The sequence below is a fragment of the Sphingobium sp. TCM1 genome, from assembly GCF_001650725.1.
Lineage (GTDB): Bacteria > Pseudomonadota > Alphaproteobacteria > Sphingomonadales > Sphingomonadaceae > Sphingobium.
On the sequence record NZ_LXVX01000005.1, the window covers coordinates 296,236 to 317,914 of the forward strand.

The following is a 21,679-nucleotide window of genomic DNA, read 5'->3' on the forward strand; positions in this document are numbered from 1 at the left end:
GGCGGCCATGCCATCGATCAATGCGATAAGCGGATGGAGCATGGCGGCGGCGGCGGCCGCATCGGCCGTGGTGGCGGGTTTCGACACGCCCAACCCGCCGCCGCCGATCCCGCAGGAAGACATTATGGGCGAACCCAAGCCCGTCGAAATTCCGGCTGACGTGATGGCGAAACTGTCCGGCATCGCGCCCGAAAAAGTCGCGCTCATTCGGGAAGGGCGCACTGGCCGCTACGTGGAAAAGGACGCGCTGTTCGATCGAATCCGCACCATGCCGGCAGCGGAACTGATCGCCTATATCGACGCGATCGCGGCGCTCCACGCGCAGGTCGAATATAAGGAAGGGCGGGACGCCAAGACGATCCCGCTCGACACCCGGTCCGCCTGGTTCAACGCCTGGAAGGCGAAGCGCCCGCTGGTGATGGACCCGAAGCGCGACGCTGGCCCCATGGACCTTGGCCGCTATATCGGCGGGCGCCGCGGCGGCTTTGCGACCTTCGCGGGCGCGCCGGTGGCGATGACGCCGGAAGACCTGAAGGCAGGCAAGGTTGATGTCGCGATCGTCGGCGCCCCGCTCGACATGGGGTCGGGCTGGCGCAACGCGATCGACGGACCGCGCGCTCTGCGCATGACCGGCGGCGCGGGCGGCAACGACATGTATGCGATGATCAACCCCAGCTCTGCGTTGGAGATCGTCGATTATGGCGACATCGCCATCGACCAGAACTCGACCGAACGCAGCGTCGCCCATGTGCGCGAAATGGTCCGCGAAATCGCCCAGACCGGCGCGATCCCGATCGTCATCGGCGGCGACCACAGCCTCGAATATCCCAATGTCGCGGCCGCCGCCGACGTGCATGGCAAGGGCAATGTCAGCGTCGTCCATTTCGACAGCCATTATGATGTCGGCCGCAACGGCGTCCACTGGATCACCCATGGATCGCCCGTCTACCGCGTGCTGCATGAAGGCCATGTGCGGCCACAGGATTATATCCAAGTCGGACTGCGCGCGCGCGGCCCCGACCTCGAAACCTTCGGCTGGATGCGCAACAAGGGGATGCGCTACCACACGATGGTGGAGGTCGAGAAATGGGGCTGGGACAAGGTGATGGACCGCGCCATCGCCGAAGCGCGGCAGAAGGCGAAGAAGCTGTGGATCAGTTTCGATGTCGACGTGCTCGATCCCGCCTTCATGCCCGGCACCGGCACGCCCGTTCCGGGCGGCCTCACCATGCGCGAGGCGCAGCCGATCATGCGGCGGCTCTGTGCCGAAAATGATATTGCCGGCATCGATATCGTCGAAGTCGCGCCCTATCTCGACACCAGCTACAAGACCGCGCTCAACAGCAATTATCTGCTGAACGCCTGCCTGACCGGCATCGCCATGCGCAAGAAGGGGCTGCCCCCGCGCTACTGGAACCCGGTATCGTCCGAACATGGGCAGGACGATTATTACGGTCCGAAAAAGAAATTCTGACGGCCGTCAAGATTCTCATGGCGGATTGCCATGGGGCCATACGTCATTTGGGCAATGGCGCCGCGCGAGCGCCTGCCTAGGCTTTCACAGCGTCCAGGCAAAGAGGCCGGACGCCAAGGGGGACATACAGGGTGAAGCGGCTTCCCGTCACGAAATTTGGCCTGGCTGCGCTATTCTCCGCGTCGGTCGTGTTCGCTCAGGCTGATGGCGGCCGGGACGGCGCGACGATGCAGGAGACGGAAGCGGGCATCCCCGTCGCCGACCCGCTGGTCAAGGAAAAGTGCGGGACTTGCCACACCGGCGACGACAAGGGCAATATGTCCCGCATAAGCTGGGTCCGCACCACGCCGGAGGGTTGGGCGCAGGCGATCAAGCGCATGGTGCGTTTGAATGGCCTGTCGATCACGCCCGAGGAAAGCCGGGCGATCGTCAAGTCGCTTTCCTCCTCGCACGGCCTGGCGCCGGAGGAAGCCCGGACCGTCATGTATCTGCCCGAAAAGCGGACGCTGGACGAGACCAATATTCCCAACGAGACGATGCGCGGCGCCTGTGCAGCCTGCCACAGCTATGCCCAGCCCCTGTCCTGGCGCCGGTCGAAGCTGGAATGGAAGCAGCTTCAGGATCTGCACGTCGCCCTCTATTCGCAGGCCGACGCCCAATATCGCCGTCCGGCCGAGGACAGCGAGCAGCCCGTTGGCCGCGATCCCAAGGACAAGCTGACGCGCGGCGAATATGCGCTGACCTATCTGCCCAAGGTCGCGGGCCTCCACACCCCCGAATGGGCCGCCTGGAGCGCGCGCCAGCGCAATCCGCGCCTGGCGGGCCAGTGGCTGGTGGTCGCCTCGGTGCCGGGCAAGGGCAGGTTCATAGGCGAATTGGATGTCGCGCCGGGCAAGGCTGCCGACGAATTTACGACCAGCGCGACGCTCCGTTCGCTCACCGACGGCGGCACGATCAGCCGCAGTGGCACCGGCATCGTCTATGCCGGCTACAGCTGGCGCGGCTCGTCGAAGGGGAACGCAGCGGCAAAGCCCGATGATCTGGGCAGCGCGGCGCGCGAGGCGATGTGGTTCGCGCCCGACCAGCAGAGCGCGCAGGGCCGCTGGTTCTGGGGCGATTATCAGGAATTCGGCTATGACGTGAAGCTGGTGCGCGCCACCGCCGCGCCCGCGATCCTGGCGGTGACGCCGGGGCCGGTGAAGGCGGGGACGAAGGGCGTGCGACTGCGCATCCTGGGGCATAATCTTCCTGCTTCGCCCACCGCGGCCGACATCGACCTGGGCGCGGGCGTCGCCGTGACGAAGATTGTGTCGGCCAGCCCGAAGGAGCTGGTGGTGACGGCGGACGTGGCGGCGGGCGCGGCATCCGGCCAGCGCGACGTGGCGATTGCCGGCGCGGTGCTGGAACAGGCTTACCCGGTCTTCCACAGGATCGACTATATCAAGGCGACACCCGAAACCGCGCTGGCGCGACTGGGCGGGGTCAAATTCCCCAAGGGCTATCAGCAGTTCGAGGCGATCGGCTACGAAAACGGCCTCGATGGCAAGCCCAACACCGCCGACGACATCGCCGTTGGTCCGGTCGAGGCCGACTGGGCGATGCAGGAATTCATGTCGGTCTATTATGACGACGATACCAAATATGTGGGCGCGCTCAGCCCCGCCGCCTTCTTCACCCCCTCGACCGAAGGGCCGAACCCGCAGCGCCGCTTTGGCCGCAACAATTATGGCGAGGTCTGGGTCGTCGCCACCGCCAGGCATGAAAAGGACAAGTTCGGCAAACCGCTGAGCGCCCGGTCCTACATGGTCGTGACCGTCCCGGCCTATCAGAAATGGGATCAGCCGGAGGTGTCGCGATGACCGTCATGCAGGCGCCCGCCTATGCCCGCGCCGAATATCATGGCTTCGAGGCCGGCGGCAGCACCTTCGTCTATCTGGTGAGCGCAGGGGCCATCTTCGAGGTGGATGCCGATGTGCAGCGGGTGCTGGGCCGGCTCGACGGGCGGGAATTGACCCATGCCGCGCTGATCCGCGAACTGACCAGCGATGGCAGCGACCCGGCCGAGGCGGAGGCGCTGGTGCGCGAGCTGCGCGCCGCGCGCCTGATCCAGCTGGGCGTCGCCGCCCCGGTCATGCCGCAGGCGCCGCCTGTCGACTTCCCGTTGCAGGCGCTGGTGCTCAACGTCACCAACCAGTGCAACCTGGCGTGCACCTATTGCTATGAATTCGGCGCGGACAAGATCGCCACGCCGGCGGGCAAGCCCAAATATATGACGCTGGAAACGGCCAAGGCGTCGGTCGACCTGCTGATCGCCGAGGCGGTCGGGCGCAAGGCGGTGCATATCACCTTCTTCGGCGGCGAGACGCTGATGAACTTCAAGCTGCTGCGCGAAGTGGTGGACTACGCCAACGGCGCGACGGCTGCGGCGGGGAAGGGGATTACCTACAGCCTCACCACCAATGCCACCTTGCTGACGCCGGAGATCGTGACCTTCCTGTCGGACAACCGGATCGGCGTCACCGTCTCCATGGATGGCCCGCCCGAAGTGCAGGACAAGCATCGCGTCTACAAGAATGGCAAGGGCAGCTATGCGGTGATCGAGCCGCGCCTGCGCACGCTGATCGCCCATCACAAGACCCGCGCCATCACCGCCCGTGTGACGCTGACGGAGGGCGTGACCGACGTCGTCCGTATCTTCCGCCACCTGAAGGACGATCTGGGCTTCCACGAAGTCGGCTTCGCGCCGGTGACGACCGGCGAGGAGCGCGCCTATTCGCTGGACGACAATGGGATGGACAGCGTCCTGGCGCAGTTCACCCTGCTGGCGGACGAGTGGCTGGACCATGCCCTGCGGGGCGAATCCCATGGCTTCACCAATGTCAGCGAAACGATCAGCGAGTTGATCTCCGGCGTCAACAAGTCGCATCCCTGCGGCGCGGGCCTGGGCCTGATGGGCGTCAGCCCTTCGGGCGATCTGTCGCCCTGCCACCGCTTCACGGACGCCGACACGCATGTGATGGGACATGTCTCCAGCGGCATCGACCGCGTAAAGCAGGGCGAATTCCTGAAAAAGGGGCATGTCGAGGCGAAATATGACTGCCAGAGCTGCTGGGCGCGGCCGCTCTGTGCCGGTGGATGCCATCATGAAGCCTTCGTGCGCTATGGCGACACCGGCCACGCCAACCTCCATTATTGCGACTGGATCCGGCAATGGACCGACACCTGCCTGCGCATCTACGGCGTGCTGGCCGTGAAGAACCCCGGCTTCCTCGAACGCTTCGCTGAACGAAAGGGCCTGTCATGAAGCATCTTCGTGCCATCAACAAAAAGGCGCGCGCGATCGACGAGGCGGTGACGCAGATCGAGGCGGCGGCGCTCGCGTCGCCCGCCGACATGGAGGAGGATGTCGTCGCCCTCCAGCAGCAGCCGCGCCCCCATGTGCCGATGGGCTGCACCCTGTCCTTCTCGCCCGGCTGGGAAGTGGATGCGGGCGGCGGCACGGCGGGCCTGTGCCAGCCGGTCGAGCGCGACATCTACGACTGCTATGTCACCTGCTTCTGGCCGGTCCAGGTGCCCGATCATGTGAACTACTCGCCCGACTGGGCCAGCAACTGCGCCACGGCCACCAAGGACTGGCGCAACCTCGACCTCGTTTTCCCGTGAGGCGCGCCATGCCGACATTCCGTACTGTCCTCGCCGCCGGGCTCTCCGCAGGGCTTTCCGTTCTGGCCACGCTCCCGGCGTCCGCCTCGACCCTGTTCATGGGGTCCTATCCCGACGAACTGCTGGTCTTCGACGAAGGCAAGGCGGCGGTCACGGGCAAGATCAAGCTCGATACCGGCCTGCCGACATCGATGCTGTTGTCCGACGACGGCAAGCGCATCTATGTGACAACCATCACCACCAGCGGGATCGAGGTGATAGACACCGCGACGCGCAAGGTGGTCAACAAGTTCAGCCTGAATGACGGCGTCACCCGCTATCGCTTCTGGGGCGGAACGGCCGACCCGACCGGCCGCTATTTCTACACGATGCTGACCCGGTTCGACAAAGGTATGGACCGCTATACCGTCGGGAAGCCGAGTTGGGGTGTGATCGATCTGAAGCTCCAGAAGGTCGTTCGCACGATCGAACTGGACAAGGAGGATGAGCGTGGCGGTGGTGGCTGGCGGGCCGCGTACAAGATTTCGCCGGACGGCAAGTTCCTCTATGCCTTCGGCGAGAAGGTGGTGATCCTCGACACCGCGACGCTCAAGGTGGTCGACCGCATCGACCTCGCCAAGCCAGAGGGGACGGGGCTGGAGAATGTCGGTTTCGGCGGTGCGATCGACACGATCCGCACGCCCGGCCAGTTCGTGTCGCTGTTTAACGCGGCCGACCCCTATATCCACAACAAGATGTTCGGCCTCGCCCGCTTCGATCTCAACAGCCGCCAGTTCGACTTCACGCCGATTGGCCCCGCGCCCGAAAGCATGGCGGGACTTCAGATGACGCCCGACGGGAAGCAGGCCTATACAGTGGTCACCAACGGCAAGCTCGGCAACAAGCGCTGCGAATTCTGGCACATGGACATGGCGACCAACTCCGTGGTGGACAAGGCCGAATTCCCCTGCCGTTCGCGCTTCCGCTTCGGCATGTCGATGGATGGGACCAAGCTCTATATCTACGGCGCCAGCTATGACATCGAAGTCTATGACGCGAAGACGCTGAAGCTGGAAACCACCTGGGATCTGGGCAATGACACCACCGGCGCCGGCATGGTCGCGGTGGAATGACGGGTCCGGGTAAGCTCTGCCAGATTTCGGCGGGGGAACGATGACGTCCATCGCCATCCGGGGCAGTGGCATCGCCGCCAGCGGATGCGCGCATATATTGACTGGCGCGGGCCTTCGGGTCGCAATCGAGGACATCCGCCGCCCGTCCGTGCCGACGATCATGCTGAGCGACCCGGCCCTGGGCCTGATCCGTGGCGTGTTCGATCGGCCGGACCTGTTTGCCGACCGCCCGCGCGTCAAGCGGCGGGTTGTCGCGTGGGGCGGACCGCCGGTGGTGGTGCCGCATGGCGCGGCGCTGGCGTCGGAAGAGGAGGTTCAGGCGGCCTTGCCGGTCGTCGGCCAGTCGGGTGCCGGCGCTGGTGATTTCACCATCCACACCGCGCCGCCCCTGCCACTGGGCGACATGCGCCTCTTCGGCGAGCGCCATGCGGTGGCCGCCAGGGTCAGGTTGCGCGATCCCGCCTGCGGGGACGAGGCGCGGATCGAGGCGGTCGCAGGGGGCTGGCTCTATCTGGTGCCGGCGCAGGCCGGGGCGGGCTGGCTGCTGGGGGTGGGGGGCACGATCGAGGCGCTGCTGGGGCAGAGCGCGCTGATCGCGCCGGTCGTGGACGCCGTGGGGGCGGTGTCCACGCCCTTCCTCGCCGCGCCGCGCCTGCATCTGCCGCTCCAGGATGCGGACTGGCTGGCCTGCGGCACGGTGGCGCTCGGTTTCGACCCGATCTGCGGTGACGGCACCGCGCAATCGGTGCGCGAGGCGATCCTTGCCGCTGCCGTCGTCACCGCCATTGCCGAAGGCGGGGACCGGGGAGCGTTGCTCGGCCATTATCAATCCATGTTGATCGCGGCGATGCGGCGGCATCTGCTGTTGTGCGCCCAATTCTATGCCAATGGGGGCAAGGGCGACTGGTGGTGTGCGCAGCATGACGCGCTGATGGAGGGGCATCGTCATTGCACCGCATTGCTGGCCAGAATGCCCGAGCCGCGCTTCCTGCTCGACGGCTTTCGCCTGGTGCCGCGGCAGGCGGCGGCATGACACCCCAGATACAGCCTCCCGTCGCCGACTGGCGCACCTACCGGCGGCTCGCGCCTTTTCTACGGCCCTATCGCGGCGCGCTGCTCGTCGTGCTGGCGATCAGCCTGCTCTCGACTGCGCTGGGCCTCGCGCAGCCCTATCTGTCCAAGCTGATGATCGACCAGGCACTGCTCAAGCGCGACATGGGCGCGTTGATCGAGATTGCGGCAATCATGATCGGCGTCACCATCGCCGGCTTTGCGGTCAATATCCTCGCCAGCTATCGCTATGTCGCGCTATCGGCGGCGATGCTCTACGACATCCGCGCGGCGCTGTTGCGGCATCTCCAGACCCTGTCGCCGCGCTTCTATGGCAGCTTCCGGCTCGGCGATCTCGTGTCCCGGATGAACAGCGATGTCAGCGACGTGCAACGGGTCGCGTCGGACAGCCTGCTCTCGGTGGTCAGCAACCTTCTCTTCTTCGTCGGCTGCGTCGCGATGATGCTCTGGCTCGACTGGCGGCTGTTCCTGGTCAGCGTCGTGCTGGTCCCGGCCAGCCTCGCGACCTTCGCTTATTATCAGCGCCGCCTTACCGCCCTCACCCGCGACATGCGGGAGCGGGGGGCGGACCTTGGCAGCCTGCTGGTCGACACGGTCATGGGGATGCGCGTGGTCGCCTCGTTGCGCGCGGGCGAGCATGAGGTGGCGCGTTTCAAGGCGAAGAACGACGCCTTCATCGGCGCGATGCTGAAGATGCAGGTGGCGTCCTTCATGACCGGGGCGCTGCCCGGCACGCTGATGACGGCTGCGACATCGGCGGTGATCCTCTATGGCGGCTGGCGGATCATAGAGGGCGGCATGAGCATCGGCACGCTCGTCGCCTTCATGACCTATCATATGCGCCTCCTGTCGCCGATCCAGACGCTGATGGGGCTGACCTCCGGCCTTGCTTCGGCGCGGGTATCGCTGGGACGGATCTTCGAGCTGTTCGATACGAAGCCCGATGTGGTGGAGCGGGTCGATGCCGTGCCGCTGGTGCGGGCCGGGGACATGCGGTTCGATCGGGTCGCGATGCGCTATGACCGCGACGCGGTGCTGCACGATGTCGACCTGACGATCCCGGCCGGCAGTCTTTGCGCCATCCTCGGCCCCAGCGGCGTCGGCAAATCGACCATGGCCGACCTGATGGTCCGTTATCTCGATCCCGACAGCGGCCGGATCATGGTCGATGGCCGCGACCTGCGCGACTACGCCCTCGATGACCTGCGACGGGAAATCATCCTGGTCGATCAGGCGCCCTGGCTGTTCAACGACACGATCGCCGCCAATATCGGTTTTGCCATGCCCGATGTGACGCGGGCCGAGATCGAGGCGGCGGCCCATGCGGCGGGGCTGGAGGCATTCATCGCGCGACTGCCCGAAGGCTATGAAACCCGCGCGGGCGAAAGGGGCGCGGCGCTGTCCGCCGGGGAGCGGCAGCGGATCGTGCTGGCCCGCGCGCTGCTGCGTCGACCTGGCATCCTGATCCTCGACGAGCCGACTTCGGCGCTGGACGGGGAGACTGAGCAACTTGTCGCCGGCCGGCTGCGCGGGGCGCTGCCCGATGCGACGATCATCGTCATCACCCACAAGCCGGCGCTGGCCGACATGGCGGACCACATCATCCGGCTGGAGCAGGGATCGGCGCGGATGATGGCGCGCGCGCAACTCGCCCATGCCTGATGCTGCACTTGATCCTGCACCTGATCCGATCCGCATCGCCATCATCGACAGCGGCGCGCATCCTGCCCATCCGCATATCGACGCGGCGCGGCTGCTGCCCGGTTTCGCCATCGCGCCGGACGGGTCCGACAGCGACATGGACAGTTGTGACGCCCTGGGCCATGGCACGGCCGTCACCGCCGCGATCCAGAGCCATGCGCCCGATGCGCTGTGCCTGCCGATCCGGGTCTTTCACGACTCGCTGCGCACGACCGCGCGTGCGCTGGTGGCGGCGATCGACCGGGCGCTGGCGGCGCGCGTCGACCTCATCAACCTCAGCCTCGGCACGATGAACCCGGCGCATCGCGACCTGTTCGCGGCGGCGGCCGACCGAGCGCTGGCGGCGGGCGTGCTGATCGTCGCCGCGCGCGAGGCGGATGGGACGCCCTGCTATCCGGGCAGTCTTCCGCAGGTGCTGGGCGTGTCGCTGGATTGGGCTTGTCCCCGCGACCGGCATAGGGTGCGGGACGGGCTGGCCTACGCCTCCGGCCATCCCAGGCCGATCCCCGGCGTACCGCAGCGGCGCAACCTCCATGGTGTCAGTTTCGCTGTCGCGAACATGAGCGGCCTTGTGGCGGGCGGCGGACGGCCGGAGGTCGCCCGCCATCTCGGTCAGGCGATGCCGAACCCCATGACCCGCTCGACCATCCAGAAACAGCCGATCGCGCCGACCGCATAGAGGGCGGCGCTCCGCACCGGGGCCGCCAGCGACAGGGCGCGCAGCCCTGCCAGCGTCGCCACGATCGCGCCGACGAACAGCAATTGCCCCGCCTCCACGCCGAGGTTGAAGAAGACCAGCGCGGGGAGCCTTTCGTCCGCCTGCACGCCCAGTTCGCCCAGCGCCGTGGCGAACCCCAGTCCATGCAGCAGGCCGAAAAGCGACACGACGATCAGTTGGCGCTTGAAGGCGAAGGCCCGTTCCCCCGCGCCGACCAGCAATGCCTCCCGCGCCATGAAGGCGATCGACAGGGCGATGGCGGCCTCGACCGGGGGCACCGGCACGCGCACCAGTTCGAAGAAGGCGATGGCGAGCGAGAGGGAGTGGCCCGCGGTGAAGGCGCTCACCAGCCACAGCAGGGGGCGCCCGCGCGCGAGCAGCGCGAGGCAGAGGACAAAGGCGAGATGATCCCAGCCCAGCCAGATATGCCAGACGCCCTGCGCCAGAAATTCCGGGGCGATCTGTCCGATCGGGCGCGCGGTGGCGGCGGTCTCGCCGACCGGTACCGCGATGCCGCTGGCGTCGCCGGTCAGGCTGCGGTCGACCTGGCTGCCCATGACATTGGTGACGAAGCGGCCGCCATCGGCCTTCCAGGGGGTCTGGATGACATCGCCCGCCACAAAGGGCCGATCGCAGGCCAGTTCATAGGCATATTGGGCGCGGCCGCCGCTGGTCTGGCGGCTCATCCCGGTCTGCCGGCATCCGTCGGGCAGGCGGAGCGGTGCGGGCTGGCCCACGGCTTCGGGGACGGCGGCGGTGAATTCGTAGCTGTTCGGGTCTTCGCCGCGGGTCAGCGCGAAGTCGGCGGACAGGAAGATGTCGGCCATCGCCGTACCGGGCGCCAGCGTCGCCAGGGCAAGAAGGAGGATGGCGAGGCTATTGCGCCACATCGAATTTTTCCTTGAGGCCCGCCAGCGCCTGCTGAATCGCGGCATTGCTGTGGGCGATCATATAATCCTGCCGCACCTGGTCCCTGATCGCGGGAAAGGGGATCATGGCGGATGGGATGCGTTCCCCCCTCCTGACGAAATGCCAGCCGCGCGGCGACTGGATGGGGCCGAACCAGCGGCCCTCGGGAGCGTCTTTCAGCTGCTCGACGAAATCCTGGCCGAAAATGCCGCGCACCATCGAATCGCCATAGCGCGGGAAATCGCGGCCCAGCCAGAAATCGTCCCCGCCGATCGTCTCGCCCGCATTCAGCTGGGCGAGCAGCAGGGCCGCGTCGGTGGGCTTTTGCTGCCGGAAAATCTGGGTGAAGCTGGTGCGTGGTTCGGCACGGTACAGGTCCAGATGTCCGGCATAATGGTTGACCAGCTGTTCCTCGCTCGGTTCGGGCGGAGCGCCGGCGATCAGGTAACGGACCTTGTCGACCAGCTGCTTGCGCGTCTCCCCGTCGGTCAGGTGCATGTTGCGGTCGATGGCTTCGCGGAACAACAATTCCTCGGCGATATAATCGGCCTTCAGCTTCGCGCGGTCGGCAGCGCTCGCCTTCCGGCCGGTCAGCGTTTCCCAATCGGCCACCTGCGCCTGCTCGATGTCCGGCGTGAAGATGACCGGCGGCTTTTCCAGCCGCTGGACGACATGATAGCCGCCGAACAATGCGACCCCGGCCAACAGGAAGGCGAAGAGCGGGTCGCGCAGGACTTTTCCCCCGAACCGCATCGGCGCCGGTCGCGCGCTCGGCCCGGTCGCGCTTGCCGCACTATCCATCACGTCTGCCCCGTTGTTCATGGCGTATTTTTACCGGGAACCGGCCGTCTGAAGCCTACGTCAAATGACGCATACGGGGGTTTGCCGCCTTTCCATAGCCTTTGGGGGACCGATTTGCTGCGCCGCCGCATGTGGCCAGCCAGGGGAGACATTCACATCATGATCCGTTCCAAGCTGCTCTTGCTTGCCACCACTGCCGGTGCCTTGGCGCTGGCCTCCTGTTCGGGCGGCGGCGGCAATGCCGGCGCCCCCGCTGGCGACAGCGTATCGGTGGGCGTGCTCCAGTCGCTGACGGGCACGATGGCGATCAGCGAGATCACGGTGAAAAATGCCGAGATGCTGGCGATCGAGGAGATCAATGCGGCCGGCGGCGTAATGGGCAAGAAGATCAACGCCCTGGTCGAGGATGGCGCGTCCGATCCCTCCACCTTCGCGCAGAAGGCGTCGAAGCTGATCGAGAGCGACGGCGTTTCCACCGTGTTCGGCGGCTGGACCTCCGCCAGCCGCAAGGCGATGCTGCCGGTGTTCGAGCGGACCAAGAACCTGCTCTGGTATCCGGTGCAGTTCGAGGGCAATGAATGTTCGCCCAACATCATGTATTCGGGGGCGCAGCCCAACCAGCAGGCGCTGCCGGCACTAGAATGGGCAGTGGCGCAGGGTCACAAGAGCTTCTTCCTGGTCGGGTCCGACTATGTCTATCCCCGCACCGCCAACCTGATCCTGAAAAAGCATATCGAGAAGGGCGGGATGAAGGTGCTGGGCGAAGCCTATGTGCCGCTGGGCGGCACCGACTTTTCCGGGGTCATTGCGAAAATCGCACAGGCCAAGCCGGCGATCATCATCAACACGCTGAACGGCGACAGCAACGTCGCCTTCTTCAAGCAGTTGCAGGCGGCCGGCATCAGCACCAAGACCATGCCGGTCATGTCCTTCTCCATCGGCGAGCAGGAAGCCAAGGCGATGGGCGCGGCGCTGGTCGAGGGCAGCTATGCCGCCTGGAATTATTTCCAGAGCCTGCCCGGGGATGCGAACGCCAGGTTCATCGCCGCCTATCAGGCGAAATTCGGCAAGGATGCCGCGATCACCGACCCAATGGTCCATGGCTATCTCGACGTCTATGCCTGGAAGGCGGCGGTGGAGAAGGCCAAGAGCTTCGATCCCGATGCCGTGCGAAAGGCCGCGGCCACGCTCGGCGGCTTCGACACGCCGATGGGCACGGTCAGCTTCGCCGCCAACCAGAGCCTGGTGCAGAAGGCCTATATCGGCAAGCTGAAGGGCGACGGCCAGTTCGAGATCATCGCCGACAGCGGCAAGGACATCGCGCCCGAACCCTATGACGCGCTCGCCTTCCCCGGCAAGAGCTGCAAGCTGTAACGATGCCCCGAACCCCTGTTCGGACTGAGCCTGCCGAACCCCTTTATCGGATGGAGCGAGATGCCTTCGCTTCGCTCTGGCAGGCCCTTCGACTTCGCTCAGGGCGAACGGAAACATAGATCATGGACGCCCTTTTCCTCAACCAGCTGTTCAACGGCGCTTCGCTGGCCTCGCTCTATCTGCTGGCGGCGCTGGGGTTGGCGCTGTCCTTCGGCCTGATGCGCGTCATCAACATGGCGCATGGCGAGATGCTGATGCTGGGCGGTTATCTCGCCTGGATGACCTTGCTCGTCGTGCCCGGCGCGGCGGGCATCCTCCTCGCCATTCCGGTCGCCTTCGTCGGCGCGGCGGCGATGGGTGGCCTCATACAGTCGACCCTGATCCGCCGTCTGTCCGCGCGCCCGCTCGATACCTTGCTCGCGACATGGGGCGTCAGCCTGATCCTGCAACAGGGCGCGCGCGACCTGTTCGGCGCGATCGGCGTGGAGGTGCGCGCGCCCGAATGGCTGACGGGCAGCTTTACCCTGGCGGGAGTCACGCTTCCGTCAGCGCGACTTTTCATAATCCTCATCGCCGCGCTGGTGCTGGGCGGCCTTGCGCTGCTGCTGCTCAAGACCCGGATCGGCCTGCTGGTCAGGGCCGTCAATCAGGACCGGATGATGGCGTCCGCCTGCGGCATCGACGTCAGGCGCGTCGACTTCACCATCTTCTGCCTTGGCTCGGGCGTCGCGGGGCTTGCCGGCGTCATGCTGGCCCTGCTCGGCCCGGTCACGCCCAATGTCGGGCAAAGCTACATCATCCCGGCCTTCCTGGTCGTGGTGATGGGCGGCCTCGGCAGCATCGTGGGCACGACGGCGTCCGCGATCATCCTCGGCCTGTTCGCCGCGCTCGCGCAGATTTTCGTCGATGTCAGCGTCGCACAGATGCTGCTGCTCGTCTTCGTCATCCTCTTCATCCAGGTCCGCCCGCAAGGCGTGATCGCCGTAAAGACCCGCCAGCTCGATGCCTGACCTCTCCCGCCTCGATCCGATAAAGCCGTTCCTGCCCTGGGCGCTGCTGGCGCTGGGACTTGTCGCGCCTTTCGCCCTGTCAGCCTATGACCTCAACCTGCTCGCGCGCTTCATGGCGATGGGCATCCTCGCGCTCGGCCTCGTCCTCATCTGGGGGCATGGCGGCATATTAAGCCTGGGGCAGGGGGTCTTTTTCGGCCTTGGCGGCTATGCCATCGCCCTGCACATGAAGCTGGCCGATCTGCCGCAGGGCGAGATTCCCGACTTCATGGTCTGGAGCGGCCGGGACAGCCTGCCCTTCTGGTGGGAACCGTTCGCAAGTCCCCTGTTCACCATCGCCGCGATCCTGATCGTGCCCACGCTGGCGGGCGCGCTCTTTTCCTGGGCCGTGTTCCACCGGCGGGTGGGCGGCACCTATTTCGCGCTCATCACCCAGGCGCTGGCGCTGGCCTTTTCCACCCTCATCATCAGCCGGCAGGATGTGACCGGCGGCTTCAACGGCCTCACCGACTTCTATTCGGTCTTCGGCGTGGGCCTTGCCAGCCCCGGCACCGGCTCGACCCTCTATTGGGTGACGCTGGCGATCCTCTGCGCGGCTTTCGTCGGCCTGCGCTGGCTGCTCGCCTCGCGCTTCGGCATATTGCTCCGCGCTGCGCGCGATGGCGAAAATCGCGTCCGCTTCCTTGGCTATAGCCCCACGCCCTTCAAGGTCGTCGCCTTCGCGATCGCGGCGATGCTGGCCGGGATCGGCGGCGCGCTCTTCACCCTCCATGCCGGCGTCGTCTCGCCCGCGCTGATCGGTGTCGTGCCCTCGATCGAGATGGTGGTGTGGGTGGCGATCGGCGGGCGCTACAGCCTGGCCGGCGCGATCGCCGGCGCCCTGCTGGTCAACCTTGCGCGTGACGCGGTATCGAGCGCCTTCCCGGAACTGTGGCTCTACCTGATGGGCGCGCTCTTCATCTTCGTCGTCACCCTGTTGCCGCAGGGTCTTGCGGGCCTCGCGAAGGGGAGGGCGGCATGAGCGGTTCGGCCGTTTCCGACCTGCTGCTCAGCGTCGATGGCGTGACCATCGACTATAGCGGCTTCAAGGCGCTCGACAATTTCAGCATGACGCTCAACCGGGGCGAGACCCGCGTGGTGATCGGCCCCAATGGCGCGGGCAAGTCGACGCTCTGCGACACGATTATCGGCCGGGTGCGCCCCAGCACCGGCCGCGTGATCTTCAGGGGCGAGGAGATTCAGCGCCTGCCCGAACAGCAGATCGTCGCGCGCGGCATCTGCCGCAAGTTCCAGGCGCCCGGCGTGCTGCCGACCTTGAGCGTGCGCGACAATCTGGCGCTGGCCGCACGGCGCGACCGGCGCTGGTGGAAGAGCCTGGGCACCGGCATCCCGGCGGAGGAACGCCAGGCGGTGGAGGAAGCGCTCGACAGCGTCGGCCTGACCCACAGGGCCGGGGTAGAGGCAGGGACGCTCGCCCATGGCGAGAAACAATGGCTGGAGATCGCGATGGTCGTGGCGACCGGCGCGCAACTGCTGCTGCTGGACGAGCCGACCGCGGGCATGGGCCCGGCGGAAACCAGCCGCACGGCGGAACTGATCCATGGCCTCGGCGTCAGCCGGACCGTCCTCGTCATCGACCATGACATGAGCTTCGTCGAACAACTCGCCGCCCCCGTCACCGTCATGCACCAGGGCAAGTTCCTCAAGCAGGGCAGCATCGCCGAGGTCCGCGCCGACCCGGAAGTCGCCGCCGTCTATCTGGGCCATACCGCATGAGCGCGCCGCTGATCGAAATCACCGCCCTGTCGAGCGCCTATGGCCAGAGCCAGGTGCTGTGGGACGTCGACCTGACGCTGGAGCGGGGGCAGGTGATGGCACTGATCGGCCGCAACGGCGTCGGCAAGACGACCTTGCTACATGCGATCATGGGCACACGCCCGGCGGTCGGCGGCACGATCCGCTTCGACGGGCAGGACATTGGCAGCTTCCCCGCGCACAGGCGGTCGCGCGCCGGCATCGGCTTCGTGCCGCAGGGCCGCCATGTCTTCCCGCAGCTGACCGTCATGGAAAATCTGGAGACCGGCCTGTCCGCGCTCGCCGGACGGGGCAGAGGGTCGGCGAAGGTGCCGCAGCATATCTTCGATCTTTTCCCGAAGCTCTGGGACATCCGAACCCGTGCGGCAGGCTTCCTGTCGGGCGGGGAACAGCAGCAGCTTGCCATCGGCCGGGCGCTGGCCGGGGAGCCGAGCCTGTTGCTGCTCGACGAGCCGACCGAGGGCATCCAGCCCAATGTCGTGCAGCAGATCGAGGCGGCGCTGGTCCATGTCCGCGACGAACTGGGCATGACGGTGCTGGTGGTGGAACAATATCTCGATTTCGTCTGGCGCTTCGCCGACCGCTACAGCGCGATGCAGAATGGCCGGATCATCCGCCAGGGCAGTATCGCCGACGAAAGCGCGAAGGATGTCGCGCATCTGGTGCAGATTTAGGGACGTCCATCCGCTCATTGCAGGGGACGGATGAACTGATCGCCTATTCTGACAGGGCGATGTCCATGTCCGCCAGCGCAAGCCGCAGCAGTTCCGCCATGGCGTTGCGCGCCGCCGCCGTGTCGCGGGCGGCGATGGCGCGGTGGACGGCCTGGTGGTCGGGCAGGGGGTCGCGCGGCAACAGCTTCTTGCGATGCTTGAAGGTGGTGGTCCAGCTGACCGCCGCTCCCACCGAACTGGCCAGCGCCTCCAGCGCATCATTATGCGTGGCGGCCAGGATCGCGTTATGGAAACGCTGGTCGGCGGCCCGGCCTTCGGGGGTGGAGAGGCCATAGCGCTCCATTTCCGCCAGGGCCGCGTCCATGATCGCCAGTTGTCCGTCGGTGCGACGGCGGGCGGCGAATTCGGCCGCCGCCGGCTCGATCACGCCGCGCAGTTCGAACAGGTCGCGGATGAAGTCCCTGTCCGGCTCGCCCGCGAACATCCAGGCGAGCATTTCGGGGTCCAGCACGTTCCAGCGTGCGCGCGGTAGCACACGGGTGCCGGCCTTGGGGCGGCTTTCCAGCATCCCCTTGGCGATCAGGATACGCACTGCCTCGCGATAGGCGGTGCGGGAGACATGGAGGCGCTCGGCAGCCTCGATTTCGCCCTCGAACAGGTCGCCCGGCTTGTGCTTTCCGGTCAATATGGCGGTGCCCAGATCGCGGGCGATCGCCTGATGGATGCGGAGCGAGCTTTCGTCCGATCCGAACTTGCGTTCCGGTCCGTCCTTGCGCTCGCTCCCCAATCCTGCCTCCTGTAAATCAATCCTCGAATGCAGCCGTAGGGCAATGCCGTCCGCAAAGGAAGGCATCCGCCACCAGCCGCAGCGGCGCCGTGTCGGCGTCGATCGCCTTGTCCGCCACCAGGCCGACGAAACGGCGATACATGGCCGGATATTCCTCGTCCGGCGCCTTCAACTGCACCTCGCCGTCGAGCCGCAGCGTGTTGCCGCCCTCGGACAGGAGCAGGCTGCCCGTGTCGGTCTCGACCGCGATGTCCCAGGTCTGCGGGCCGGTCTGGCGCCAGTCGAACACGGTGTCGATCGGCGCGCCGGACGCCGTCGCCATGGCCAGGGTCGCACCGATCGGCGCGTCCTTGTTTTCCGGCACCTCGAGGCTGGCGGAAAGGACGGTGACGGGTTCGGGCACGATCTCGGTCAGGATCGACAGGGCGTTGATGCCAGGATCGAACACGCCGAAGCCGCCCGCTTCCCATATCCAGGGCTGGCCGGGATGCCAGTGGCGGACATCCTCGCGCCACTGGATCGAAATGCGCCGGATCGTCCGTTCGGCGATCCAGCCCTTGGCCTGCGCCACGGCGGCGGCGTAGCGGCTGTGCCAGCTGGCATAGAGCGTGACCCCCTGCGCCTTGGCGAGGGCGGTCAGCGCCTCCACTTCGGAAACGGTCGCGCCCGGCGGCTTTTCCAGGAAGACATGCTTGCCTGCCAGCAACGCCTGCCGGGCCGCAGAATAACGGACCTGCGGCGGCTGACAGAGGATGACGGCATCGAGGTCCGGCTCGCCCGCCAGCATCGCGCCGAGGTCGGGGTAGTTATTCACCCCCTCGCCCTGCGCGTTGCGGCTGGCGACGGCGACCAGCTCGATGCCGTCGACCTTCAGAATCGCGGGCAGATGCTGGTCGCGCGCGATCTTGCCGAGGCCTACCAGACCTGCCCGGATCGTCATGCTGCGACTTCCAGCTTGCCTTCGATGCGGCGCGTCAGGCCCCAGGGGTTGGCGTCCTGAAGCGCGGCGGGCAGCAGCGCGTCGGGCACGTCCTGATAGCAGACGGGGCGCAGGAAGCGCATCATCGCCAGCGTGCCGACCGATGTCGAACGGCCGTCGGCCGTCGACGGGAAGGGACCGCCATGGACCATGGCATGGGTCACTTCGACGCCGGTGGGCCAGCCGTTGGTCAGGATGCGACCCACCTTCCGCGACAGGGTAGGCAGCAGCTTCGCCGCGTCGCCTTCATCGCCTTCGCCGATCTGGAGCGTTGCGGTCAGCTGGCCTTCCAGGCCGGCGATGGTCGCGATGATCTCTTCGATGCTGGAGCAGCGGATGAGCACGGACGACGAACCGAACACTTCTTCGGCGAGGACCGGGTTGGACGAGAAGGTCGCGCTGTCGGTCGAGAAGAAGGCGGCCTGGCCACGGTTGCAGCCTTCCGGATCGGTGCCGCGGGCGACGGTGGTGACGCCTGGCGCGCCGGCGAGGGCGGCCACGCCCTTTTCATAGGCGTCGTGGATGCCCGGCGTCAGCATGACCTGCGGCGCGGCGCCCGACAGGGCGGCAGCGGCGGCGGCAACGAACGTATCGAGATCCGGGCCGTCGAGCGCGATCACCAGGCCGGGGTTGGTGCAGAACTGGCCCGAACCCATGGTCAGCGAACCGACGAACGCGGTGCCCATCGCTTCGGCGCGCGAAGCAAGGGCGCCGGGCAGCAGAACGACCGGGTTGATCGACGACATTTCGGCATAGACCGGGATCGGTTCAGGGCGTTCGGCGGCGATCTTCATCAGCGCCGTGCCGCCACCGCGCGAGCCGGTGAAGCCGACCGCCTTGATCCGGGGATCGGCGACAAGCGAACCGCCCAGCGCGCGGTTGTTGCCCGGCAGGTAGGAGAAGACGCCTTCATGCAGGCCGCAGCTCTTGACCGCCGCCTGGATGGCGCGGGCGACCAGTTCGCCGGTGCCGGGGTGGGCGCTGTGGCCCTTGACGACGACGGGCGAGCCGGCGGCGAAGGCAGCGGCGGTGTCACCACCCGCGACCGAGAAGGCGAGCGGGAAGTTGGACGCGCCGAACACGGCCACGGGGCCGACCGAATGGTTGACGCGGCGCAGGTCCGCGCGCGGCAGTGGCGCGCGCTCCGGCAGCGCCTTGTCGATGGTGGCGTCCAGCCAGTCGCCCAGGCGCACATAGGAAGCGAACAGGCGCAGCTGGCCGACGGTGCGGCCACGCTCGCCTTCCAGGCGGGCGCGCGGCAGGCCGGTTTCGGCCATGGCGGTTTCGATCAGCAGGTCGCCGATCGCGACGATATTGTCGGCGACGCTTTCCATGAAGGTTGCGCGGGCTTCGGGCGACAGGGTGGAGAAGGTTTCGAACGCGGCGTCGGCCAGCGCGGCGGCTTCCTCGACTTCAGCGGGCATGGCGCTGGAGAAGGCGACATCGCCCTTCGCGCCGGTGGCCGGGTTTATGGCGTAGAAAGGCTCGCCGCCTTGGCGCTCGCTCGCGCCGATGAGGATGGCTCCGTTGAACATGGTCTTCTCCTGAAGGGGTTCAGAAAGGTCTGGCTAGACGATCGCGCCGGGAAAGGACGGTTCGTTTTCCGGCACAAGCGATGCAAAAATCGCGAGGATGGGGCGGCCGTCAGATGGCGTGCCGCCCCGCCTGATTCAATGGCTCGGTGCCGATATCAATGGTTGTCGCGCGGCAGGCCCATGGTCTGGGCGATACGCTGATATTTCTCCGCGCCCTCCAGGATCGCGCCGGTGTTCATCTGGCCGACGACCGAGCGCTGGATTTCCTGCCACGGGGTCTGCGAAGCCGGATATTTATACCCGCCCTCGGCGACCAGCCTGGCCCGGCGCGCTTCCAGTTCCTCGTCCGAAATCAGCACGTTCACCGTGCCGGCCTTCAAGTCCATGCGGACCCGGTCGCCGGTTTCCAGCAGGGCAAGACCGCCCATCGCCGCCGCTTCGGGCGAGGCGTTCAGGATCGAAGGGCTGCCGCTGGTGCCCGACTGGCGGCCGTCGCCGATGCAGGGCAGGGCGCTGACGCCTTCGGTGATGAGATAGGCGGGCGGACGCATGTTCACGACTTCCGCCGCGCCCGGATAGCCGATCGGGCCGGCGCCGCGCATGAACAGCAAGGTGTCGGCGGTGATGCCGGTCGCCGGATCGTCGATCCGGTGATGGTAATCCTCCGGCCCGTCGAACACGACCGCCGGGCCTTCAAAGGCCTCCGGATCGTCGGGGTTGGACAGGTAGCGCTGACGGAATTCCTCGCTGATGACGCTGGTCTTCATGACCGCGGCGTCGAAAAGATTGCCTGACAGGACCAGGAAGCCGGCCTCTTCCTTGAGCGGCTGGCCAAAGGGGCGGATGACCTTTTCATCCTCGATCTCCACGCCCTTGCAATTTTCGCCCATGGTCTTGCCATTGACGGTCATCGCGCCTTCGCGGATCAGCCCCTGTTCGATCAACTGGCTGACGACGGCGGGGACGCCGCCGGCGCGATAATAATCCTCGCCCAGATATTCGCCTGCGGGCTGGAGGTTCACCAGCAGCGGCACCTTGTGCCCGACCGTCTCCCAATCCTTGAGCGGCAGGTCGACGCCCATGTGGCGGGCGATGGCGGCGAGGTGGATCGGCGCGTTGGTCGACCCGCCGATCGCCGAATTGACGAGGATGGCATTGTGGAAGGCATCGAGCGTCATGATGTCGGAGGGCTTGAGATCCTCATGCACCATTTCGACGATGCGCTTGCCGGTGCGGTAGGCGGCTTCCTGACGGTCGCGATAGGGGGCGGGGATCGCCGCCGAACCGGGCAGCATCATGCCCAGCGCTTCGGCGAGGCTGTTCATGGTCGATGCCGTGCCCATGGTGTTGCAATAGCCGGTCGAGGGCGCGGAGGAGGCGACGAGCTTGATGAAACCTTCCTCATCGATCTTTCCGGCGGCCAGCAACTGGCGGCCATGCCACACGATCGTGCCCGACCCGGTGCGCTCACCCTTGTGCCATCCGTTCAGCATCGGGCCGACCGACAGGGCGATCGCGGGAATGTTGACGGTGGCGGCCGCCATCAGCAGCGCGGGCGTGGTCTTGTCGCAGCCGGTGGTCAGGATGACGCCGTCCAGCGGGTAGCCGTAAATGGCTTCGACCAGGCCCAGATAGGCGAGGTTGCGGTCGAGGCCGGCGGTCGGGCGCTTGCCGGTTTCCTGGATCGGATGGACCGGAAATTCCAGCGCGATGCCGCCCATTTCGCGGATACCTTCGCGCATACGTTCGGCCAGCACGATATGGTGGCGGTTACAGGGGCTGAGGTCGCTGCCGGTCTGGGCGATGCCGATGATCGGCTTGCCGCTACGCAGTTCCTCAAGGCTCAGGCCGAAATTCAGGTAGCGCTCCAGATAGAGCGAGGTCATGTCGATATTGTCGGGGTTGTCGAACCAGGCGCGGCTGCGCAGCTTGGGGGCAGTCTTGGGCGAATCGCTCATTGGGGCATCCTGACGAAAAAGACGGGGCGCTTATGCGCGCTCGCCTCTCCGATATACTCATACAAATACTATTTCAAGGATGCATGGCGCGGAACAGG

General features: G+C 66.4%; 19 protein-coding genes. 13 read left to right on the forward strand and 6 right to left on the reverse strand.

Features of this window, described 5'->3' with window-relative positions:
- Positions 1-7: 7 nt before the first annotated feature.
- From A7Q26_RS05825 to qhpE, 8 genes are all read left to right on the forward strand, one after another.
- Entirely contained in the window at positions 8-1,474 is a 1,467-nt protein-coding gene (locus tag A7Q26_RS05825; RefSeq protein WP_232313693.1) for an agmatinase family protein, read from the forward strand.
- A gap of 131 nt (positions 1,475-1,605) precedes the next feature.
- The gene (gene peaA / locus A7Q26_RS05830; RefSeq protein WP_066857868.1) at positions 1,606-3,333 is read left to right on the forward strand and encodes a quinohemoprotein amine dehydrogenase subunit alpha; all 1,728 of its coding nucleotides are present in this window, start codon (positions 1,606-1,608) and stop codon (positions 3,331-3,333) included.
- Positions 3,330-4,778, forward strand: coding sequence for a quinohemoprotein amine dehydrogenase maturation protein (gene peaB / locus A7Q26_RS05835; protein WP_066857871.1), 1,449 nt, complete (start codon positions 3,330-3,332; stop codon positions 4,776-4,778). The genes peaA and peaB overlap by 4 nt, the downstream gene beginning before the upstream one ends.
- Entirely contained in the window at positions 4,775-5,137 is a 363-nt protein-coding gene (gene qhpC / locus A7Q26_RS05840) for a quinohemoprotein amine dehydrogenase subunit gamma (RefSeq protein ID WP_066857874.1), read from the forward strand. The genes peaB and qhpC overlap by 4 nt, the downstream gene beginning before the upstream one ends.
- 8 nt (positions 5,138-5,145) lie before the next feature.
- Positions 5,146-6,249 (forward strand): hypothetical protein, encoded by a 1,104-nt coding sequence (locus A7Q26_RS05845; protein ID WP_066857877.1) that lies wholly within the window; start codon positions 5,146-5,148, stop codon positions 6,247-6,249.
- Between the two features lie 40 nt (positions 6,250-6,289).
- The gene (locus tag A7Q26_RS05850; protein ID WP_066857879.1) at positions 6,290-7,282 is read left to right on the forward strand and encodes a hypothetical protein; all 993 of its coding nucleotides are present in this window, start codon (positions 6,290-6,292) and stop codon (positions 7,280-7,282) included.
- On the forward strand, positions 7,279-8,982 hold the full coding sequence (locus tag A7Q26_RS05855; RefSeq protein WP_066857883.1) for an ABC transporter ATP-binding protein: 1,704 nt from the start codon (positions 7,279-7,281) through the stop codon (positions 8,980-8,982). The genes A7Q26_RS05850 and A7Q26_RS05855 overlap by 4 nt, the downstream gene beginning before the upstream one ends.
- Positions 8,975-9,700 (forward strand): subtilisin-like serine protease QhpE, encoded by a 726-nt coding sequence (qhpE, locus tag A7Q26_RS05860; RefSeq protein WP_084439004.1) that lies wholly within the window; start codon positions 8,975-8,977, stop codon positions 9,698-9,700. Before A7Q26_RS05855 ends, qhpE begins: the two co-directional genes overlap by 8 nt.
- On the opposite strand, the gene A7Q26_RS05865 is transcribed toward qhpE, so the two are convergent.
- Complete coding sequence (locus A7Q26_RS05865; RefSeq protein ID WP_066857886.1) at positions 9,634-10,629, reverse strand: HupE/UreJ family protein; 996 nt, start codon at positions 10,627-10,629, stop codon at positions 9,634-9,636. The genes qhpE and A7Q26_RS05865 overlap by 67 nt on opposite strands.
- Positions 10,616-11,470, reverse strand: a complete 855-nt coding sequence (locus A7Q26_RS05870) for a peptidyl-prolyl cis-trans isomerase (RefSeq protein WP_084439005.1) — start codon at positions 11,468-11,470, stop codon at positions 10,616-10,618. The genes A7Q26_RS05865 and A7Q26_RS05870 overlap by 14 nt, the downstream gene beginning before the upstream one ends.
- A gap of 138 nt (positions 11,471-11,608) precedes the next feature.
- Between A7Q26_RS05870 and urtA the strand changes: the two genes are divergently transcribed.
- The 5 genes from urtA (at position 11,609) to urtE (ending at position 16,322) form a co-directional block, all read left to right on the forward strand.
- Positions 11,609-12,823, forward strand: coding sequence for an urea ABC transporter substrate-binding protein (gene urtA / locus A7Q26_RS05875; RefSeq protein ID WP_066857889.1), 1,215 nt, complete (start codon positions 11,609-11,611; stop codon positions 12,821-12,823).
- Positions 12,824-12,945: 122 nt separating this feature from the next.
- The gene (gene urtB, locus A7Q26_RS05880) at positions 12,946-13,833 is read left to right on the forward strand and encodes an urea ABC transporter permease subunit UrtB (protein WP_066857892.1); all 888 of its coding nucleotides are present in this window, start codon (positions 12,946-12,948) and stop codon (positions 13,831-13,833) included.
- Positions 13,826-14,854, forward strand: a complete 1,029-nt coding sequence (gene urtC / locus A7Q26_RS05885) for an urea ABC transporter permease subunit UrtC (RefSeq protein ID WP_084439006.1) — start codon at positions 13,826-13,828, stop codon at positions 14,852-14,854. Before urtB ends, urtC begins: the two co-directional genes overlap by 8 nt.
- The gene (gene urtD, locus A7Q26_RS05890) at positions 14,851-15,609 is read left to right on the forward strand and encodes an urea ABC transporter ATP-binding protein UrtD (RefSeq protein ID WP_066857895.1); all 759 of its coding nucleotides are present in this window, start codon (positions 14,851-14,853) and stop codon (positions 15,607-15,609) included. Before urtC ends, urtD begins: the two co-directional genes overlap by 4 nt.
- Complete coding sequence (urtE, locus tag A7Q26_RS05895) at positions 15,606-16,322, forward strand: urea ABC transporter ATP-binding subunit UrtE (protein WP_066857898.1); 717 nt, start codon at positions 15,606-15,608, stop codon at positions 16,320-16,322. The genes urtD and urtE overlap by 4 nt, the downstream gene beginning before the upstream one ends.
- 43 nt (positions 16,323-16,365) lie before the next feature.
- Here the strand turns inward: urtE and A7Q26_RS05900 are convergent, their stop codons facing one another.
- From A7Q26_RS05900 to A7Q26_RS05915, 4 genes are all read right to left on the reverse strand, one after another.
- Positions 16,366-17,109: a FadR/GntR family transcriptional regulator gene (locus tag A7Q26_RS05900; RefSeq protein ID WP_066857901.1), complete on the reverse strand. Its 744-nt coding sequence runs from the start codon at positions 17,107-17,109 to the stop codon at positions 16,366-16,368.
- A gap of 16 nt (positions 17,110-17,125) precedes the next feature.
- Positions 17,126-18,049 carry a Gfo/Idh/MocA family protein gene (locus tag A7Q26_RS05905; protein WP_066857904.1) on the reverse strand — a complete coding sequence of 308 codons (924 nt, stop codon included), beginning with the start codon at positions 18,047-18,049 and terminating at the stop codon, positions 17,126-17,128.
- Positions 18,046-19,623 carry an aldehyde dehydrogenase (NADP(+)) gene (locus A7Q26_RS05910; protein WP_066857907.1) on the reverse strand — a complete coding sequence of 526 codons (1,578 nt, stop codon included), beginning with the start codon at positions 19,621-19,623 and terminating at the stop codon, positions 18,046-18,048. Before A7Q26_RS05910 ends, A7Q26_RS05905 begins: the two co-directional genes overlap by 4 nt.
- A gap of 155 nt (positions 19,624-19,778) precedes the next feature.
- Positions 19,779-21,581 (reverse strand): IlvD/Edd family dehydratase, encoded by a 1,803-nt coding sequence (locus A7Q26_RS05915; RefSeq protein ID WP_066857910.1) that lies wholly within the window; start codon positions 21,579-21,581, stop codon positions 19,779-19,781.
- Between the last annotated feature and the right edge of the window lie 98 nt (positions 21,582-21,679).